Annotated in this window: 14 protein-coding genes; 10 read left to right on the top strand and 4 right to left on the bottom strand. The window is 54.8% G+C overall.

From position 1 onward, the window contains the following. Positions 1–20: 20 nt before the first annotated feature. From MHH28_RS20520 to MHH28_RS20510, 3 genes are all read right to left on the bottom strand, one after another. On the bottom strand, positions 21–2,165 hold the full coding sequence (locus MHH28_RS20520; RefSeq protein ID WP_405105019.1) for a putative bifunctional diguanylate cyclase/phosphodiesterase: 2,145 nt from the start codon (positions 2,163–2,165) through the stop codon (positions 21–23). Positions 2,166–2,425: 260 nt separating this feature from the next. Continuing rightward, complete coding sequence (locus MHH28_RS20515) at positions 2,426–3,049, bottom strand: acetate uptake transporter (protein WP_405105017.1); 624 nt, start codon at positions 3,047–3,049, stop codon at positions 2,426–2,428. Positions 3,050–3,170: 121 nt separating this feature from the next. After that, a complete protein-coding gene (locus MHH28_RS20510; protein ID WP_405105015.1) occupies positions 3,171–5,543 on the bottom strand; it encodes an EAL domain-containing protein in 2,373 nt (790 codons plus the stop codon). A gap of 171 nt (positions 5,544–5,714) precedes the next feature. On the opposite strand from MHH28_RS20510, the gene MHH28_RS20505 reads away from it, so the two are divergent. From MHH28_RS20505 to MHH28_RS20475, 7 genes are all read left to right on the top strand, one after another. Continuing rightward, complete coding sequence (locus tag MHH28_RS20505; protein ID WP_405105013.1) at positions 5,715–6,635, top strand: prenyltransferase; 921 nt, start codon at positions 5,715–5,717, stop codon at positions 6,633–6,635. 43 nt (positions 6,636–6,678) lie between these two features. Then, complete coding sequence (locus MHH28_RS20500) at positions 6,679–7,452, top strand: DUF6081 family protein (RefSeq protein ID WP_405105011.1); 774 nt, start codon at positions 6,679–6,681, stop codon at positions 7,450–7,452. Between the two features lie 32 nt (positions 7,453–7,484). After that, positions 7,485–8,438 carry a 1,4-dihydroxy-2-naphthoate polyprenyltransferase gene (locus tag MHH28_RS20495; protein ID WP_405105009.1) on the top strand — a complete coding sequence of 318 codons (954 nt, stop codon included), beginning with the start codon at positions 7,485–7,487 and terminating at the stop codon, positions 8,436–8,438. Positions 8,439–8,451: 13 nt separating this feature from the next. Then, positions 8,452–9,447, top strand: coding sequence for a Gfo/Idh/MocA family protein (locus MHH28_RS20490; protein WP_405105007.1), 996 nt, complete (start codon positions 8,452–8,454; stop codon positions 9,445–9,447). 199 nt (positions 9,448–9,646) lie between these two features. Beyond that, positions 9,647–10,447 (top strand): ABC transporter ATP-binding protein, encoded by an 801-nt coding sequence (locus tag MHH28_RS20485; protein ID WP_405105005.1) that lies wholly within the window; start codon positions 9,647–9,649, stop codon positions 10,445–10,447. Beyond that, positions 10,440–12,104, top strand: a complete 1,665-nt coding sequence (locus MHH28_RS20480; protein WP_405105003.1) for a hypothetical protein — start codon at positions 10,440–10,442, stop codon at positions 12,102–12,104. The genes MHH28_RS20485 and MHH28_RS20480 overlap by 8 nt, the downstream gene beginning before the upstream one ends. 225 nt (positions 12,105–12,329) lie before the next feature. After that, complete coding sequence (locus tag MHH28_RS20475) at positions 12,330–14,339, top strand: putative bifunctional diguanylate cyclase/phosphodiesterase (RefSeq protein WP_405105001.1); 2,010 nt, start codon at positions 12,330–12,332, stop codon at positions 14,337–14,339. Between the two features lie 203 nt (positions 14,340–14,542). Here the strand turns inward: MHH28_RS20475 and MHH28_RS20470 are convergent, their stop codons facing one another. Beyond that, entirely contained in the window at positions 14,543–16,237 is a 1,695-nt protein-coding gene (locus MHH28_RS20470) for a methyl-accepting chemotaxis protein (RefSeq protein WP_405104999.1), read from the bottom strand. Positions 16,238–16,489: 252 nt separating this feature from the next. On the opposite strand from MHH28_RS20470, the gene MHH28_RS20465 reads away from it, so the two are divergent. The 3 genes from MHH28_RS20465 to MHH28_RS20455 all read left to right on the top strand — a co-directional run bounded on the left by MHH28_RS20465 (position 16,490) and on the right by MHH28_RS20455 (position 18,568). Then, entirely contained in the window at positions 16,490–16,921 is a 432-nt protein-coding gene (locus MHH28_RS20465) for a MarR family winged helix-turn-helix transcriptional regulator (RefSeq protein ID WP_405104997.1), read from the top strand. A gap of 394 nt (positions 16,922–17,315) precedes the next feature. Next, positions 17,316–17,630, top strand: a complete 315-nt coding sequence (locus MHH28_RS20460) for a helix-turn-helix domain-containing protein (RefSeq protein WP_340750738.1) — start codon at positions 17,316–17,318, stop codon at positions 17,628–17,630. 5 nt (positions 17,631–17,635) lie between these two features. Then, positions 17,636–18,568, top strand: a complete 933-nt coding sequence (locus tag MHH28_RS20455) for an IS3 family transposase (RefSeq protein ID WP_405104868.1) — start codon at positions 17,636–17,638, stop codon at positions 18,566–18,568. The last annotated feature ends 8 nt before the right edge of the window (positions 18,569–18,576 follow it).

Below are 18,576 nucleotides of genomic sequence, written 5' to 3'. Positions count from 1 at the left end.
TGCAAAGCATTCTGACCGGCTCAGGAAGCCAGCTTGCGGATCTCTTCGGCAGGCAGCGGCGGGAAGAAGAGGAATCCCTGGATATGCGGGCAATTATGCTGCACCAGGAAGGCCAGCTGCTCCTGCGTCTCGACCCCTTCGGCAATCAGGTCATAGCCAAGCTGGGAGGCGACGAAGACGATGGATTTAATGATGGTCTCATCAATGGAGCTGACGCCGATGCCGGTGATGAAGGTGCGGTCAATTTTGATTTTGTTCACGGGAAAATGCTTCAGATAATTCAGCGAAGAATATTTCGTGCCGAAATCATCGATAGAGACGATGATCCCATGATCGCGCATCTGCTGCAGCAGCGGATAATGCTCCTCCAGCAGCGCGGTGCTCTCGGTAATCTCGAATTCCAGTACACTGGTATCCAGCCCGTACTCCTCAAGCACGGCCAGCAGATTCTCGATCAGGTTGCGGTTGTAGAACCAACTGTTGGAGATATTAATGGAGGTCCGCAGCAGCGGCATGCCCAGGCTGCGCCACTCGCAGAGCTGGCGGCACACCTCGCGCAGCACCCAGTCGGTCAGCTGGATCATCAGCCCGGCCTCCTCGACTGCGGTGATGAACGTCCCCGGCCCGATCAGCCCCTTCTCGGGGTGATTCCAGCGGATCAGCGCCTCCATCCCGATCATTGCACCTGTGACGGCGTTGATCTGCGGCTGATAGTAGAGCACGAATTCCTCCCGCTCCAGGGCGGAGTGCAGATATTTGGCGATCATGGTCTTCTGCTCCAGCTTCTCGCGCAGCTCCCAGTCGAAGATGAAATAATTGGCATCCTCCTGCGACTTGGCCTGGTACATCGACATATCCGCGAATTTCATCAGATCGTCCGTCTTCTGCGAATGCTCGGGGTACAGGGAGATGCCGATGCTGGTCGACAGGCTCAGATGCGCTCCGGAGATCAGCAGGGTCTGTGAGATCAGGGCGCTGATCTGTCCGGCTATTACCGGAATTTGTGTGTGCGGCAGGTTCTGGAAGATCATTACGAATTCATCTCCGCCGGTACGTGCGAACAGCTTGAAGGGCAGGCTCCCGGATTTCAGCCGTCCAGCCAGGGTCTTGATGACCTGATCACCCGTAGAATGGCCCAGCGTATCATTGATCTCCTTGAACCGGTTCAGGTCGAAAAAGAATAAGGTATAGGTCTGCGTCGGCTCCGAGCTCTGCAGCAGACGCTCGAATTCATCCATGAAGAAACGCCGGTTGGGGATCTCCGTCAGACTGTCGTAATGCGCAAGCTTTTCATACAAACGCTTGGAAATACGCAGGTCCCGGGTCCGAATGCTGACCACCCGCTCCAGTTCGCGGTTGAAGCGGCTCTGATACCAGAAGATATATAGAATGAAGGCAATTACAAGCAGAAAGGCAATATCGATCCACAGCACGCTGCTCAGCACCTGCCATTTCTTGTGGGACGGCAGAGAGACACCCATCAGCCAGTGCTGATTGTAGGTGTTCACGGGAACGGTAAGCTGCGGGTCCAACGCACTGGATTCATTGCCGAACAGGAAGGTATGATCCTTGGCGGTCACATAGATATTGCTGTCCTTATACACAAGCTGGTTCACGATATCGTCAATCTTCACGGTGACAGAGACGATGCCCTCCAGGGAGTTAGCCTGATAGATGGCCTGCCGGATCACCATGCCATAGCCGCCTTGGGCCAGCTGGCGAGGACCGTCAATCGTAATCTTGCGGGAACGGAGCGTTTCTTGGATCATGCCGGGAGAAGCCAGGGAGGAATCCAGCAGCAGACTTCTGCCGATCAGTGACGCATTGCCTTCAAGCGGATAGAGATAGCGGATCAGGCCGTCCGGAGCAATCATGATATTCGTGACGTTGCTGGTATTCTTGGTGTGAGCGGTGACCAGATAGTTACGGACCAGCGCAGGATCGGCATCGAAGCCGACAGTTTGGATAAAGGAGCTGACACCTTTCACAATGGCCACTTTCTCTTCGATGTTCGAGGTCAGCATGACTGCCTGTGAGGCCAGATCTGCCTTCTCGGCTCTGTATTCCCGGGCCAGGGACACAGAATAATAATAGAACAAGCAGAGCTGCAGGACGATGATGAAGCCGATGATAATGGTCAAAGGCTTTTTACTAAGGAAAGCCATGGATTGCCCCCGATACCGGAAAAGTGAAAGCCGCAGATGTCAAAGCTTAGGAGAAGCGGTGCTTAAACCGCAGGGAATTGTCGATAAATGTCGCTTAAGTCTCTATAGCATGTCATTTTTATCGTGTTTGCGCAAGGGAATTCCTAACAAAATCCGCCGGAATCCAAAAACGGATAAACACCGTCTGCCTAAAGGGGCAGTCAGTATTTATCCGGGCTTTTGGAGCGAAAGGCATAGTCTGACCGGCAGGAAGGCCGGAGCTATTTTTTGAAGATGCCTAGCGGGGCGCCGACCGGCAGGAAGGTACGTCCGAAATGGGCATTTAGTACTGCTGCGCCGCAGCCGTAGAGCGATACGATACCGATAGCCATTTCCGCTACGGCGGCCAGCTTGTGGAAGAACTCCGCAGCGACGCCGAAGGCATCCATGGAGAGGCCGAGGAACAGGAAATCGATAAGGATGAAGATGATCAGCAGTACGCGGTTCGCCTCAACGGCGCCGAGCGTCATGAAGAGGGTGAACACAAGATATCCTGCAAAAACAAATCCCAGCTGCTTGGGATCAACGCCCTCTGCCAGCACTGCACCGAATACACCGAGCTTGATCAGCCAGCTTGCCCCCATGCCGAACCAGAAGAACGCATAGGCGCCGAAGGCAGTCATGCCGAAGGTGTTGTTGTGCTTGGCATCCTGGATGGATGCGAATAGCTGGGCGAAGGCCCCGAGGAAGATGGCCCATGGAATAGCATAGCTGAGACCTGTTGTGATTTCGAGCTTTTGTGAAGAAGCGACCAGGGTAACGATGGCTAGTCCGAACAAGCCGATGGCGCTGGGGTCGGCGGTGACGATTTTGACGGACTGAGTGGTGTGCGGTTGCGCTGACATAACAATGAAAGCCTCCAATTTTCATAAGTGTTCGCATAGGATAACAGCACCCTAGAGCGGGTGCTGTTATCAGCTTGCCTATCATATCATAACGCCAGTAGCTTGCCTATAAAAGAAGTGGTCATTTGTGTCCGGTGTAATAATGTTCCTGCTCCAGAAAAGAATACAGCGCCCTGGCCTGAAGCGGCCTGCTGATATAGTATCCCTGAAGCTCGTCGCTCCCCAGCTCCAGCAGCATATCGAATTGCTCCCTAAGCTCAATGCCTTCGGAGACTACGCGCAGCCCGAGATTATGGCTCAGCTCGATAATCGCCTTGACGAGCACATCTCCTTGAGACTCGCGTGACATCTCGGAGATGAAGGAGCGGTCAATCTTGATCACATCGACAGGGAAGCGGCGCAGATAGCTGAGGGAGGAGAAGCCGGTGCCGAAATCATCCAGCGAGATGCGGAACCCGTGGGCCCGAAGCTGCTGGAGCGACAGGAAGATGCCGTCCCCGGAGACGAGCACACTCTCCGTAATTTCCAGCTCCAGGCTGGAGGCCGGTAGCTCATATTCATGCTGCAGCTCCAGGAGCAGCTCCAGCAGACCCGGCTGCATGAGCTGCAGCGCGGAGATATTCACCGCGGCTATAAGCTCAAGGCCCCGGCTGCGGAAATCGCGCATGTCGGAGCAGACCTGGCGCAGCACCCAGCTGCCGATGCCGACAATGGAGCCGCTGCTCTCCGCCAGCGGAATGAATTCGGCCGGTGAGATATTGCCGTAAGCAGGGCTGGTCCAGCGCAGCAGGGCTTCCACCTTGGAGACCTGCAGCTGCCCCGCGCTGAGGATCGGCTGGTAGTGCACTTCGAACTCATTCCCGGCGGCAGCCGAGAGGAGCTGCTGGGCCAGCACCTTTTTGCGCCGGATGCCTGCTTCCAGATCCTCTGAATACTGGAAGATGTTGTTGCGGCCGGTCTCCTTGACATGTAACATGGCCAGGTCCGCCTGCTTGACCAGATAATCGGCATCCTCCCCGTTCTGCGGATAAATGCTGATGCCGATGCTGGCGGTATTATATAGAAGATGTCCCTTGATCGAATGCGGCATGGAGAGGGCCTCCTGAATCCGGGAGAGCTGCCGGGCAATGCTGTCGGCATCCGGAACATCGTAGAGCAGAATGGTGAATTCATCCCCGCCGAGGCGGGAGACCACATCATGGCTGCCGACCACCTGAGTGATGCGGAAGGCGGTCTCCTTCAGGATGGCATCGCCGAAATCATGGCCGAGGGTATCGTTCACCGTCTTGAAATGATCCAGATCAATGAAGACCAGGACGATCTGCCGGTCACTTCCCTTAACGGCGGCAATTGCTTCATTCAGCTTGTCAAAAAACAGTGAGCGGTTGGGCAGCCGGGTCAGCGGGTCCAGCATCGATTGCTGCCGCAGCTCATCCTGGGTCTGCTCCAGCGAATCAATCATCCGGTTGAATTCCACCTCCACTTCGCTGAATTCATCCTGCCCGGAGCTGGGAATCCGGATGGACAGATCCTTACTGCTGCCGATCCTGCGGATGTTGCGCACCAGTGAAGACATCCTTCGCAGAATGAAGCGGTTCACGAAGAGCAGGCTGGCGGCCAGTATGAGCATAATGGAGATGAAATAGCACAGACGGAAGGTGGAGAGCGACTTGAGCCCACTATTGTAGAACTGGCGAGGCTCCTTCAGAGTGAGAACCATCCCCGGATCATCGAACAGATCGTCCAGTATGGTGTGAATGGACATCTGCCCGCCTCGGGCAGGGCTGGTCCAGATGCGTTCGCCTCCGCTGTCCGCAAGCAGAGGGGTGGTGAGACGCGACATCTCCATGGTGGACTGGGTATCCTCCCAGATCTGTGCAATCCCATCCTGATGCAGCATCCGTCCGGCAATGGCCGTTCCGATGGCCGGCTTGTCCTTGCTGCTGCTCAGAATAGGCGTCATTGTAATTAGCATCGTCCCCTTGTCCAGATTAACGAAGCCGCTCCGGCTCACATCTGGGGACCCGGGGACAGGCAGGCGGCTGCGGACCAGCTTGAGCAGCGTCTGCTGCTCCTGGGTTAACGGGGTGACTGCTCCAGCAGAGAGATCATAGGAGCCGCCGTACAGCGGTTGTCCCTTCAGATCTAGCAGGGCAATCATATCGAAATGATTCATTGGATAAGCAGACGGTTCAAGGCTGCTGCGGATGAAGGCGGCAGCCGCACTGCCGGAGTCGGCAGAGCCCGTAGCCGCTGCAGTCTCCATGAACCGGTAGGTATCCTTCCGGACGGCAACCTCAAGGAGTCCGGTTCTCAGGTTATCCAGTTCTTGATGATAAGCAGCGACTGCCTTGCTCAGATTGCGCTCCAGCGCTGCCTCGTCCAGCTTCTCGAAACGGCTTAGCAGAATCACATGAAGCAACAGGTAGGTGACGCCAATTCCGAAGATAGCGACAAAACCAATGAAGATGATTATTTTTTTGCGGAGTTTCATCGGAGCCCCTTCATTATTTAAGACTTAATAGGAAATAAGTACCATCCATTATAGTGTACCACGAATAGGGAATATTTTGCAGCGTAAATCTGACCAAAGTGTCGAATTTTGATGTATAATAATTTAATGATAATCATTATCAAATAATAATAAAAGGAGATAGTTGTTGGCATGATGGAGAAGTGGACTCTATTTAAGAAAGCCTCACGGTTTGGAGTGATCCCCGTTATGCTCATACCGGTTGTCTTGGGAACGGCCGGGGCATATGTATGGCAGGGAGTATTCCATCCGTTTTTATTTGCAATAACGTTCATCGGTGCGGTTGCAGCCCATCTATTCTCCAATATGGTGAATGACCTGTGGGATTTCCGCAACGGAACGGATACAGAGGCGCAGCATACGCCAGGAGTCATCTCTACGAACTCCGGGTTTCTGTCCGGGGGTGTCATGCGTGAGTCGCTGTTTGCCCTGCTGACCTGGGGACTGCTGGCCGTTGCGGCTGGCTGCGGCCTGCTGCTCAGCTTCTACAGCGGCTGGGAGATTCTGTGGTTTGTGGCCGGAGGGGCGCTGATCGCCTATTTCTATGTGGCTCCGCCGCTGCGGTTCGGATACCGGGGCAAAGGCTACAGTGAGCTTGCGATCTTCCTGGCCTTTGGATTAATGCCGGTGCTTGGCGCGTATTTCGTCCAGACCGGAACGTTCAGCCTGAAGCCGGTGCTGCTGTCGCTGCCAAGCGGCCTGCTCACTACCCTGCTGCTGTTCAATCATCACTTCCTGCACTGGAGAGCGGACCGGCAGGCCGGCAAGCGCACACTGGTTGTGGTCTGGGGGGAACGCAGAGCGCTGATCTTCTCGCAAGTACTGCTCTACATCGCCTATGCTTCGCTGATTGCATGTGTGCTGCTTCAGATCCTGCCGGTATATGCGCTGCTCGCTCTGCTGACGGCCGCCGCGCCGATACGGGTCTACCGCAGCCTCCGGCCGGAGAATCCTTCGGAAGCCTACCTGCCGCTTATGGGTGCCTCACAGCGCGCATCCGTCCGCTGCGGGGCCGTCATGACGGCAGCCCTGCTGATTCAAGGTCTATTCTAAGTCATTTATCCGTTCTACTACATTACAGAAAGCGGGAGAAATCATGGACAAGCAACAGCCAGAGAATGAAGGTATGCCTGCTGTACAGGGCAAGCAAACGGTGATCGGGGATTTCCATACGATTCTGGAGGAAGGAAAGGTCTGGCAGACGGGCGGCTTCAAGCTTCCGGACGGCTCGTTCTGGGCGTACCGTGAGCCGGAAGCGGTTGTGATCGTGCGTAACGGTTACCTGTACGTGCGGGCTCAGCTGAGCCGCCAGCATGATCATGTGCAGATTCTGGATAATGCCAAGCATATGTACTATTCGGCTCAGCCGGTAGAAGTCCCGGAGGAGGGTGAGATCCGCTTCGAGCTGCAGATCCGCGCCCGCACGCAAGGTACGGCTCCGGGGGATCTGTATGACGGCTATGTGTCGCTGAACCTGCTGGATTTCACCACAGGCGCTGCGCTTGATTTCTTCGCGGGCAACGACAAATACGCCAGTGTGTACGGCATTCTTCCGTTCCCCGGGGTTACCGTGCCAGAGACCGGAGGCACCAAGTACTTCTGCATTTTCAAGGAGGATACGGACTTCAAGCCGCGCGAATTCAATACGTACACCATTACCTACCACCGGGGCAACAACGAGGCGGTCTTCTATGTGAACGGCCGGGAGGTGCGGCGCGAGCGGAATGTGCCTGTGAAGTTCAACAGCTTCACCATTGCCCTGGGCATCATGACGGAGAAGGACCTGACCCCGGAAGGCAGCGTGTCGGCGCACGGACAGACAGTGATCGCTGAATGGTCGCCGGTCACCATTACAACCACCGCACAGTAACGTGCCCATATGACTGATAAGGATGAATAGCCGTGAATATAAGAACTTTCTTCAAGTTTGTCGAGCTGCCGACCAAGGTGGCAAGTATGCTCCCGCTGCTGCTGGGGACGCTGTACGCCCTGTACCGGTTCGAGGACTTCTATATCCTGCGCTTCGTGCTGATGCTGGTGTCCCTCTTAAGCTTCGATATGGCGACAACAGCGATCAACAACTATTATGATTTCAAAAAAGCCGCCAAAACCCATGGCTACGGGTATGAGACCCATAATCCGATTGTCCGCTTCAAGCTGAAGGAGCCTACGGTGGTGGCGCTCATCGTCATTCTCCTTCTGCTTGCGGCAGGCGGGGGCATTGCCCTGGTATTCCAGACCGGACTGCTGGTATTTCTGCTCGGGGGACTCTCCTTCCTGATCGGCATCCTGTATTCCTTCGGACCGATCCCCATCTCGCGGATGCCGCTCGGAGAGCTGTTCTCCGGGCTGTTCATGGGGTTCGTCATTATTTTCATCTCGGCCTATATTCATTCGGATCAGGCGGTGGTGGCCCTGCTGCTGAAGGGGGAATGGATCAGCCTGCATATCAATTTCCTGGAGGTACTGTATCTGTTCTGGTTCTCAGTCCCGGCCATTCTGGGCATTGCCGGAATTATGCTGGCGAACAATATCTGCGATATCGAGGATGATATCGATAACCGCAGATACACGCTGCCGGTGTACATCGGACGGGAGAATGCGCTGCTGCTGTGGAAGCTGCTCTATTATGTGTCTTTTGCCGATCTGATTGTGCTCGTTCTGCTCGGGGTCCATCCGCTTCTGGTCCTGCTGCTCCTGCTGACCCTGATTCCGCTGCGCCGCAATATTGCACGTTTCTATCAGGAGCAGCATAAAGGCACGACCTTCATTCTCGCTGTCAAGAATTTCGTGCTGATGAGTGCGGCAAGAATCCTTGTGCTGGGTATAGCTGTTATATGGGTCACACTAAGATAAGGAAGGTGATAAGATGGCAGAGAAGCTTCGCTGGGGAATTATGGGCTGCGCCCAAATCGCCACAGGATCGGTCATGCCGGCTATCCGGGAGTCCGAGACCGGAGTGATCCGGGCGGTTGCCAGCCGCGGACTCACGAAGAGCAGCAGCGTAGCCGCCGAGTTCGGCATTGAGCAGGCCTATGGCAGCTATGAAGAGCTGCTTGCCGACCCGGAGGTGGATGCGGTCTATATTCCGCTTCCGAATCATCTCCACTGCGAATGGGTGATCCGCGCGGCTGAAGCCGGCAAGCATATCTTATGCGAGAAGCCGATTGCGCTGAACAGCCGTGAGGCGGCCGAGATGGTGGAAGCTTGCCGCAAGGCGGGAGTTCACTTGGCGGAGGCGTACATGTACCGCCATCATCCGCGCATCAACGAGCTGCAGGTGATTATCAATAGCGGCGAGATCGGCGCGGTGCGTACCATCCGCGGCACGTTCACCTACAACGATGCTACGGATACCTCCAACATCCGCTTTAACTCTGCCTGGGGAGGCGGATCGCTCTACGATGTCGGCTGCTATCCGCTCACTGCCGCGCGGCTGCTGTTCGGTACAGAGCCGGAGGCGGTAACCGTGCAAGCGCTGTTCTCGCCGGAGCATGACAATGTAGATATGGTGGCCTCCGGGCTGGTGGAGTTTCCCGGCGGGAAGAGCCTGATCTTCGACTGCGGGATGTGGGCGTACAACCGCCAGCTCCTGGAGGTGCTCGGTACGCAGGGACGGATCGAGGTTCCGATGCCGTTCAATGCCCGGTTCGATGATGCGGAATTCTTCGTGTACGGCGGCGAAGAGCCCCGGCGCGTGGAAGCTGTCGGAGCCAATCCCTACGTCCAGCAGGCCGACCACTTCGCCACAGCCGTCTTCAGCGGCAAGCCCTGGATTGCGGAAGAGGACCCGGTGCTGAATATGAGGCTGATCGAGAGCTGCCTTGCGTCGGCCCGCAGTCGTGAGCGGATCAGCTTAAGGTAATCATTTTTGTTCTTCGGATATCATAGCGAGTTCATCAAGAGCAGCCTAAGGGCTGCTCTTTTTGACATTTTGGGGCTTATGCAGAATAACGGCTGCGATAAATCACAGGAATCAAGTGCTAAAATTTGCTAGAATAGGATCAATGGTAATTTTTGTTTCTGGAATCAAGAGCAGGCTTAGCGAAGGGAGAGAGGCGTGAATGGGCTTAACGGAGGAGCCGGTGATTTCAATTGAGGGCTTGTGGATGAATTACAGTGACCGGATGGTGCTGCGGGGGATTGATCTGAACGTATACCGCGGGCAGATTATCGGATACATCGGACCCAACGGTGCAGGCAAAAGCACGACAGTCAAGATTATGCTCGGGCTGGTGGAGGGCTACAACGGGACCATACGGATTTTTGGCAGAGACATCTCGGACGGGGATACTGCGTACAAAAGAAGAATCGGCTACGTGCCCGAGGTGGCGGAGCTCTATGACAGCCTGACGGCGCGGGAGTATCTGACCTTCACCGGTGAGCTGTATGGACTCCGGCAGGCGGATGCCGATGACAAGGCGCGGAAGCTGATGGGGCTGCTGGGTATGGAGAAGGCTTATGATATGCGGATTGCCTCCTACTCCAAGGGGATGAAGCAGAAGGTGCTGCTGATTGCCAGCATGCTGCATGACCCGGATATTCTGTTCCTGGATGAGCCGCTCAGCGGGCTGGATGCCAACAGTGTCATGGTGGTCAAGGAGATCTTCGCCACGCTTGCGGCCAGAGGCAAGACCATCTTTTATTCCTCGCATATTATGGATGTGGTCGAGAGAATCAGCAGCCGGATCATCCTGCTGGACGGAGGCGGTATTGTGGCGGACGGAACCTTTACGGAGCTGCGGGAGCAGAGCCGGGAGGGGTCGCTGGAGGAGATTTTTAATCAGCTGACCGGGTTCGATCAATACAGGGATATTGCAAGTGAGTTCGTGGCCGTGATTGGCGAGGGTGCGGCGCATGACTGAATTCCGGATTCTGAAGCTGCTTGACCGGGTGCAGTGGATCTTCAAGGCCCTGGGAGCCGACTATGCCGTCATGCGCCGTATTCTTCAGGTCAAGCTGACGATGGACGGCAGACGGACACCTACCCTGTTCTCGGGGGCGCAGAATTCCAAGCTGGAGATGGAGGGCTCATCCTTCAAGGTACAGTGGCTCTATCTGGTGCTGGGGCTGATGCTGATATTCATGGTTGCGCCCAGAGATAACCATATCCTGATGATGAGTCTGCTGTTCAGTATCGTGATGTTCCTGATCACCACGACGCTGATCTCCGACTTCTCAACCGTGATGCTGGATTTGCGCGATAAGAACATCCTCTTCTCCAAGCCGGTGGACCGCCGCACGCTGAACACGGCCAAGAGTTTACATATTCTGATCTATCTGCTGACCTTAACGCTGACCTTCACCGGCCCTTCGCTGCTGTTCTCGTTATTCCGGCACGGACCGGGCTTCTTCTTGGTGTACGCGGCTGAGATTGTGCTGATGGACGGCTTCATTCTGGTGTTCACTGCGCTAATCTATCTGCTGATCCTGAGGTTCTTCGACGGGGAAAAGCTCAAGGACATCATCAACTATGTACAAATTATTCTGTCCGTGGCGGTCACTGCCGGTGCCCAGCTGGTTAGCCGGATGTTCAATCTATCGGAGCTGAACCTGGGCTTCACGCCCCACTGGTGGCATTATCTGCTGGCCCCGGTCTGGTTCGGGGCGCCGTTCGAGCTGCTTGGCGGCGGATCAGGGAGCCGGTCTGTGATGATTCTGGCAGCGCTCTCTGTGGCAGTGCCTGCCGTGATGTTCGCCGCCTACATCCGGCTGATGCCGGTATTTGAACGCAGTCTCCAGAAGCTGGCTGAGCATGGGGCGGAGGGACGGGACAGCGGGCGGCTAGCCCGGCTGCTGTCGGAGATCGTATGCCGGAACAGGACGGAGGCCCAGTTCTTCCGCTTCACCTGGTCGATGATGAAGAATGAACGCGAGTTCAAGCTCCGGGTATACCCGACCATTGGCTTCTCGCTGATCTTTCCCTTTATCTTCATCTTCAATCAGGTGTGGAGCGGCGATATGGCCGGGGTCAGAAGCTCCAAGTCCTATCTGTTTATCTATTACTGCGCGCTGCTGCTGATGACAGTTGTGCAGATGGTCCGTTACTCGGCCAGCTACAAGGGCGCGTGGATCTACCAGGTGATTCCATTGCCGGGGAAGGCTATGGTCTACCGGGGAATGCTGAAGGCAGCGGTCGTGAAACTGCTGATTCCGCTCTTTCTGCTGGAGGCGGCGGTGTTCATCGCCCTTTTGGGCTCATGGATCATTGCTGATATGGCAGTCGTTCTGCTTGCGCTGCTGCTGTATGCCGTTATTTGCTTCCTTACGTTCCCGAAGGCGCTCCCGTTCTCGGAGAAGTACGAGGCCGCCCAGCGTAAGGGATTTACCGGCAGCGCATTTGTGCAGCTGTTCATTCTGGCGGGTCTGGCCGGGGTACACTTTGTCTTCACGTTAATTCCGGCGGGGATATACATCTACATGGTAATTCTGGCAGCTGCCAACGCCTGGATATGGCACTGGGTTTTCCGGCCGGATCGAGCTCAGGACAGCGGATTACCAACCCTTCGTGCAGGCGGCTGAGGCCAAATATGGACATTTTTTGCCGGCGTTCAAAAAAGGGTCCAAGTTCCAGTATTTACTTAGACAGCCTGGCGAATACAAGGTAAAATACAGCTAAAGTCAGTTTTCAGAGAATACCTGTAATCTTTATATACTCTTCCATTTATCCGCTATCCGTATATTGATTTTTAACTTGAGCTAGACGCTGAAACGATGCTGATACTAAAACCGGTGAAGAGGTCAACTATGGATCAAATGGGAATCCACTATAATATCTGGATTGTATTACTATCCTATGCGCTTGCTGCCACAGCAGCGTACTCCGCGCTTAATCTGATTTCACAGGTCTCCCATTCCTCGGGCCGGGTCAGACGTCTCTGGCTGCTCTCGGGTGCCTGTGTGCTTGGCGGCGGCATCTGGGCCATGCATTTTGTCGGCATTATGGCCAGCCGCCTGCCGTTCAAGGCCAGCTACCATCCGGGTATGGCTGCTCTCTCCCTGCTCATTATTATGTTCTCCAGCTATGCAGCCCTTCAGAGCGCCACAGCTCCCCGCCAGAGAAGCTGGCGGTTCCTTGCGGGCGGCGGCCTGCTCGGCAGCGGCATATCATTCATGCATTATGCGGGAATGTCCTCCCTGGAGATAGAGGGCAAGCTTCATTACAGGGCTGGCGATCAGGCTGTATCGGTACTGATTGCCCTTGCCGCTTCTTATATCGGAATAGTAATGTTCCGCAGATTCAAGGATCAGACGGGCTTCAGCCGCTGGAAGCTGTATTCAGCATTGTTCATTGCCCTGGCGGTTACCGGTATGCATTATACCAGTCTGAGAGCAAGCGGCCTGCATGGTTTAAGCTGGAAGGCACCCGCCCCCATGCTGATGGAGACCGATGTGGTTCTTCTGACAGGGATCTCACTGGTTACCCTGTTTGTGCTGGCGATCTCCGGCGGCACTGTTTTCCTGGACAGGGATGTGCTGGAGCGCATGGCCTATCATGACCCGCTCACCGAGCTGCCGAACCGGCATGGGCTGAAGCGCTACTTCAAGGATGATTTCTTCGGCGGGATCTCCGGGGCTGTGTTTTTTGTTGATCTGGACCGCTTCAAATCGATTAATGATACGCTGGGGCACGATATTGGAGACCTGCTGCTATGTGAGGTGTCTGCCCGGTTAACCCGCTGCGTGGGCGGGAAGGGGAAGGTATTCCGGCTTGGCGGAGATGAATTCCTGATTGCACTGCCGGATTGCGCCGCCCTGGCGGCGGAGGAAGTGGCGCAGCATATCCTCCAGGAGCTTAAGAAGTCTTACAGCATTGAAGGCAATGAATTGTACGTAACTGCGAGTGTGGGAATCAGCATGACTCCGGCGCACGGAACCGACCGTTCGGCGCTAATGAAGGCGGCCGATACGGCGCTCTATACCTCCAAGGATTCGGGCAAGAATAAATTCAGTGTGTTCGATCTGGAGATGAACCGCCATCAGGTACGGCGGATGTCACTGGAGAAGGATCTGCGCAAGGCACTGGCCCGCTCGGAATTCATGGTGGTCTACCAGCCCAAATGGGATTCACTGCTGAATGTCACGGTGGGCCTTGAAGCGCTGCTGCGCTGGCGGCACCCGGAGCATGGCATCATCTCTCCGGCAGAGTTCATTCCGATTGCGGAGGAGACCGGCCTGATTGTTCCTATTACATACTGGATGCTGCATGAGGTGTGCGGACAGAATATGCTCTGGCATAAGGCGGAGGTAGCGAGTGTAGCCGTCTCGATCAATATGTCGGCGCGGATGTTTGAAGGCGGATACCTGTATGAGGTTGTGGAAGAGGCGCTGTCGCGTTCGGGCCTTGCGGCGCATTTCCTTGAGCTGGAGATTACCGAATCGATTGCCATGAACAATATGGAGGAGACGGTAGCCCAGCTCTCCAAGCTGCGGGATCTGGGAGTGAGGGTATCACTGGATGATTTCGGAACCGGTTTCTCTTCGCTCGGGAATCTGGATGAGATTCCGGTCAACACGCTGAAGATTGACCAGGTCTTCATCCGCAAGAGCAAGATGCATTCCAAGAAAGCGATCATCAGCAACATCATTGCCATAGCCAGCAATCTGAACATGGAGGTTGTGGCGGAGGGCGTGGAGACTACGGAGCAGATTGAGCTGCTGCAATCGCTGGGCTGCCGGGTGATGCAGGGCTACTATTACGGCCGTCCGATGCCGGTTAATGAATTGGGCCAATGGTTCATTGAGAATACGGCATAATGCGCCTGGCTGCTATGGAATAAAAGGCTGTCCTGGAGGTGGAGATTATTCCACATCAGGGCAGCCTTTTTCAAAAGATAAGAATTTATATGCTTCGCGCTATTATTATCCTTATCTTTCTCGCTGAAACGGTACCGTCCTTACAAAGGATGGCAATGCCGTTTCCACTTGTAATACTGTAATGTCATAAATGAAGCTCCGGCCTAGACTTTGAAATTCTCGACCAATACCTGCAGCTTCTCGGCAAGGGAGGAGAGGAAGGCAGCGGAGGATTCGACCTCCTCCATGGCTGCAAGCTGCTCCTGGGACGAGGCGGACAGGGTCTCCGCGCCCTCGGCCGTCTGATTGGAGACCGCCACGATCTTCTGGATCGAAGTGACAAGTCCCTCAGAGAGCAGGGCCAGCTCACGGACTGTGGCCGAAATCTGCTGGCTGTGGGAAGACATATCAGAGACGGAGGTCTCAATCTCGGAGAAGGAATGTCCGGCTGCTATAATCATCTCTTTGCCGTGATGCATCTCTGCTGTGGAATGCTTCATGGTCTCTCCGGCCTTGTCCATCTGCTGGACAATCAGACTGACCAGCTCACCGATCTGGCGGGCAGATCCGGCCGAACGTTCAGCCAGCTTGCGTACAGAGCCTGCCACAACGGCGAAGCCGCGCCCCTCTTCTCCGGCCCGTGCAGCTTCAATCGCCGCATTGAGGGATAACAGGTTCGTCTCCTCGGCAATACTGGCTATGGTGCCGACGATATTCTCAATCTCTTTGGAATGGCTGCCCAGCGTCTCGATAATACCGGAGAGATCCGAGATGCTTGCACCCACGATGGCCATCTGGGAGGTTGTCGAATCCATCGATTCCCGGCCTGTCCGGGCTTTCCGGGAGTTGATGGCCGCCTGGTTCATCGCGCTGTCCGCATTCCCTGCAATTTCGGTTATGAAATGCGACATATCCTGTACCGCCTTGAAGCTGCCTTCCAGATTCTGCAGCTGGGTATGTGCCCCGTCAGCCAAATCCAGGGTAACATTAACGCTGTGCTCTCCGGCCCGGTTGGTCTCCTGGGCGCTGGCAGACAGCTCCTGGGAAGAGGAGGTAACCAGCATGGAGGTATCGTTGACCTGTGTGATCAGGTTGCGCAGATTGAGGGTCATCGCATTGAAGTCGCGGGCCAGCTCGCCGATCTCGTCCTTGGCTGTGAAGAGCAGCGGTTCCCGGGTAAGATCTCCTTTGGCTACCGTGTTGACGGATGCGGACAGCTTAGTCAGCGGGCTGACCATCCGGCGGATGAACAGATAGGCGGCGAGAATGGCAATAATCAGAATCGAGCTGCCGATCAGGAAGGGCTGGGTGATGATATCCATCGTCCGGGATTGAATTAAGGGGCCGTCGAAGTTAATCGCCATTAATGCAATGATGGGTTTGGTCGGGTCATGGTCCTGATAGATGGGGCCGTAGCCGGTTTTGAGGGAGGTGCCTTGATAGGTATACACCTTGGAGTAAGCGGAATGCTTCATGTCTGTAATCATTTCTTTATCTTCATCGGAGAAGTAGAAGGCGTCTCCTGCCTTGTATCCTCGTTGTTTGAAGTTTTTGTCCGCGGCCAGCACCTTGCCGTCCAGCGAAAGAATGAAGGCTTCTTTGAAAATAGGCTTGTGATCACTGATCCAGCCGATGCGGTCTTCGATCGCCGTCAGCTTGCGGGTATCTCCGGCAGCCAGAGCGGTTATGTCGGCAGGATCGATAAGGCCGGTAGTAATATTAGCGCAGCCTACCAATTCAATGCCTGCGGCTTCATCGATCTGCTTGTAAGCAGCATGATAACCGAAGAAGCCTATGGATGATCCAACCAACAGCAATACAATCAGCATCATCCATGTTAATTTTGTTGCCAATTTCATAACAAATATCACCAGCCCTGACTCTAAAAGATTAAGTGAATTGTAGGGTTCACTGCTACGATTATAGCGCATACGCTACCCTTTGAGCAGACGTCAGAAAAAAGATATTTTGTGTCGGAAATGGATGAATAGTGTATAAAAAATCATTGCAAAATAAGCGTTGAATCCTGTTGTATATTCAAAAAAATATTGGATGTCTACCCTGTATAATGGTACGCTTGAAGCAGAACGAACGGACTGGGAGCTGAAGGAATGTCGCAAGAAATCAATCCGTTGATCGAACGTGTGGGATTATCCATGTGGAAGGTTCAGCGCAGAATCATGTCGCAGATGTCAATGCATAAGGAATTGGGACTCACCGTGCCGCAATTCGGGCTGCTGCACATGATCTTTCAGGAGCAGCAGGCACGGGTCATTCAGCTGGCGGAGAAGATGGAGGTGAAGTCCAGTGCAGTCACAGTCATGCTGGACCGGCTGGAGCTGCTGGAGCTGATCGCCCGTGTTCCTGACGAGAACGACCGCAGAGCGGTGATCGTCACAATCACCGGCAAGGGGCAAGAGGTGCTGGAAGAAGCGCAGCGCCGGTCGCTGCTGCTGCTGGGGGAGCATCTGGCCATACTGGAGCCGGAGGAGCTGGAGAACTTCGCCGATTATTATCTCATGCTGGAGAATCAGGAGCGTTAACATAAGGATCACAAAGAAGCAGCGCTTCTCCACTATGGAGAGGCGCTGCTTCTTGTCTTGAATATGGAAAACAGTAGACATGGTGCTCGCAAGCTGGCATATGAACCAAATGTATGTGAAAAACAGCATACATGGTGCTCGCAAGCACCCGTATGGCTCGAATGTATGTGAAAAACAGCATACATGGTGCTCGCAAGCTGGCATATGGACCCAATGTATGTGAAAAACAGCATACATGGTGCTCGCAAGCACCCAAATGCCCAAATGTATGTGGAAAACAGCATACATTCGGTGCGCATGCAGGCATATGGCCTGAATGCTCCACAGCCCCCTAATGAAGTTGGAGTCCTCCCCCACAAAAATGTAGACTAGATACAGGAGGAGGATGAACACTATGGGACACCTAACGGGAACAAGAGAGAAGGCAGCGCAAGAGGTGTTATCTGGCATTAAGGCGGCGGTGGTTGCCCGAAAGTATGGGGTGACTCCGTCCACGGTGAATCAGTGGGTGAGGGATTACCGGGAAGCCCATGGAGAACAAGATCATCCGTACCCCCAGGAGCAGGTAGAGGAACTGAAGCGCCTGGTAGAGGTCGAGCAGAAATATGAGAAGGCGGTGAAGATGCTCGGTGAAAAGGAGTTAGAGATTGAGATTCTGCGTGAACTGCTAAAAAAGCCCACCCCTGCTTATCCGAAAAAATCGAGGTAGCCGAGATGTTCATTAAGCAGGGATATTCCGCAGCGTTGGTACTACGTCTCATCGGGCTCGCAGAGTCCACGTACTACGACCGTAAGAAACGCAAGTCACAGGATGCACAGGCCGTACTCCAGGGGCGCGGAAGACCCGTACCCGGCTACTCTCTGACCGAATCGGGAGAGAAGATTAGCGACGAGCAGATCCAGGAAATGCTCCTGGAACTGGTCGCTGGAGAAGAGCACGTGTACGGGTACAAGCTGCTGGCCAAGTGCTTGTGGAACCAGCACCAGCTGAGGCTCAATCACAAGAAAAGCTACCGGCTATGTCAGGCGCTGGAGATCCTGCAGCCCCAGCGTCAGAAGCGCTTTAAGCATCCCCGGAAGTTGCCGGAGAACCGAGTCATTACCGGCCCGGGCCAGCTCTGGCAGATGGACATTAAATACGGATATGTGGCAGGACGGGACCGGCATTTCTTCGTTCTGAGCATTATCGATGTGTTTACCCGGGTCATCGTCGGTTATCACCGCGGATCGTCGTGTGAGGCCAAGCACGCCTGCCAGACGCTGGGACGCGCCATGGAGCAACACTGCGCCCCTGGCAGCGCGCGCCCGGTGATCCGCACCGACAACGGCCCCCAGTTCGTCAGCCATCTGTTTGGCGACATGTGTGAAAGCTGGGAAATGACCCATGAACGCATTCCGCCTCGAACGCCGGATTTAAATGCTTTTATTGAATCGTTCCACAGTAATATCGATCGGGATTTGTTCCGCAAAGAGGCCTTCGACACGTTCGAAGAGGCCTATGAAGCGGTGGACCGGTACATGGACTTTTACAACAATCGCAGAATGCATACGAGTCTTCGCAACATGCCGCCAGCTACCTTTGCGGAGTGGGTCCTGACCCTAGAAGACCGCTCCAGCTTCTTCTGGCCGAGAGAAAAAGCGAAATAAAGAGCAAG

Source organism: Paenibacillus sp. FSL K6-1217, from assembly GCF_045040735.1.
Lineage (GTDB): Bacteria > Bacillota > Bacilli > Paenibacillales > Paenibacillaceae > Paenibacillus_AQ.
The sequence above is the reverse complement of the archived record's forward strand: the minus strand, read 5'-3'. Positions and strand labels throughout refer to the sequence as shown.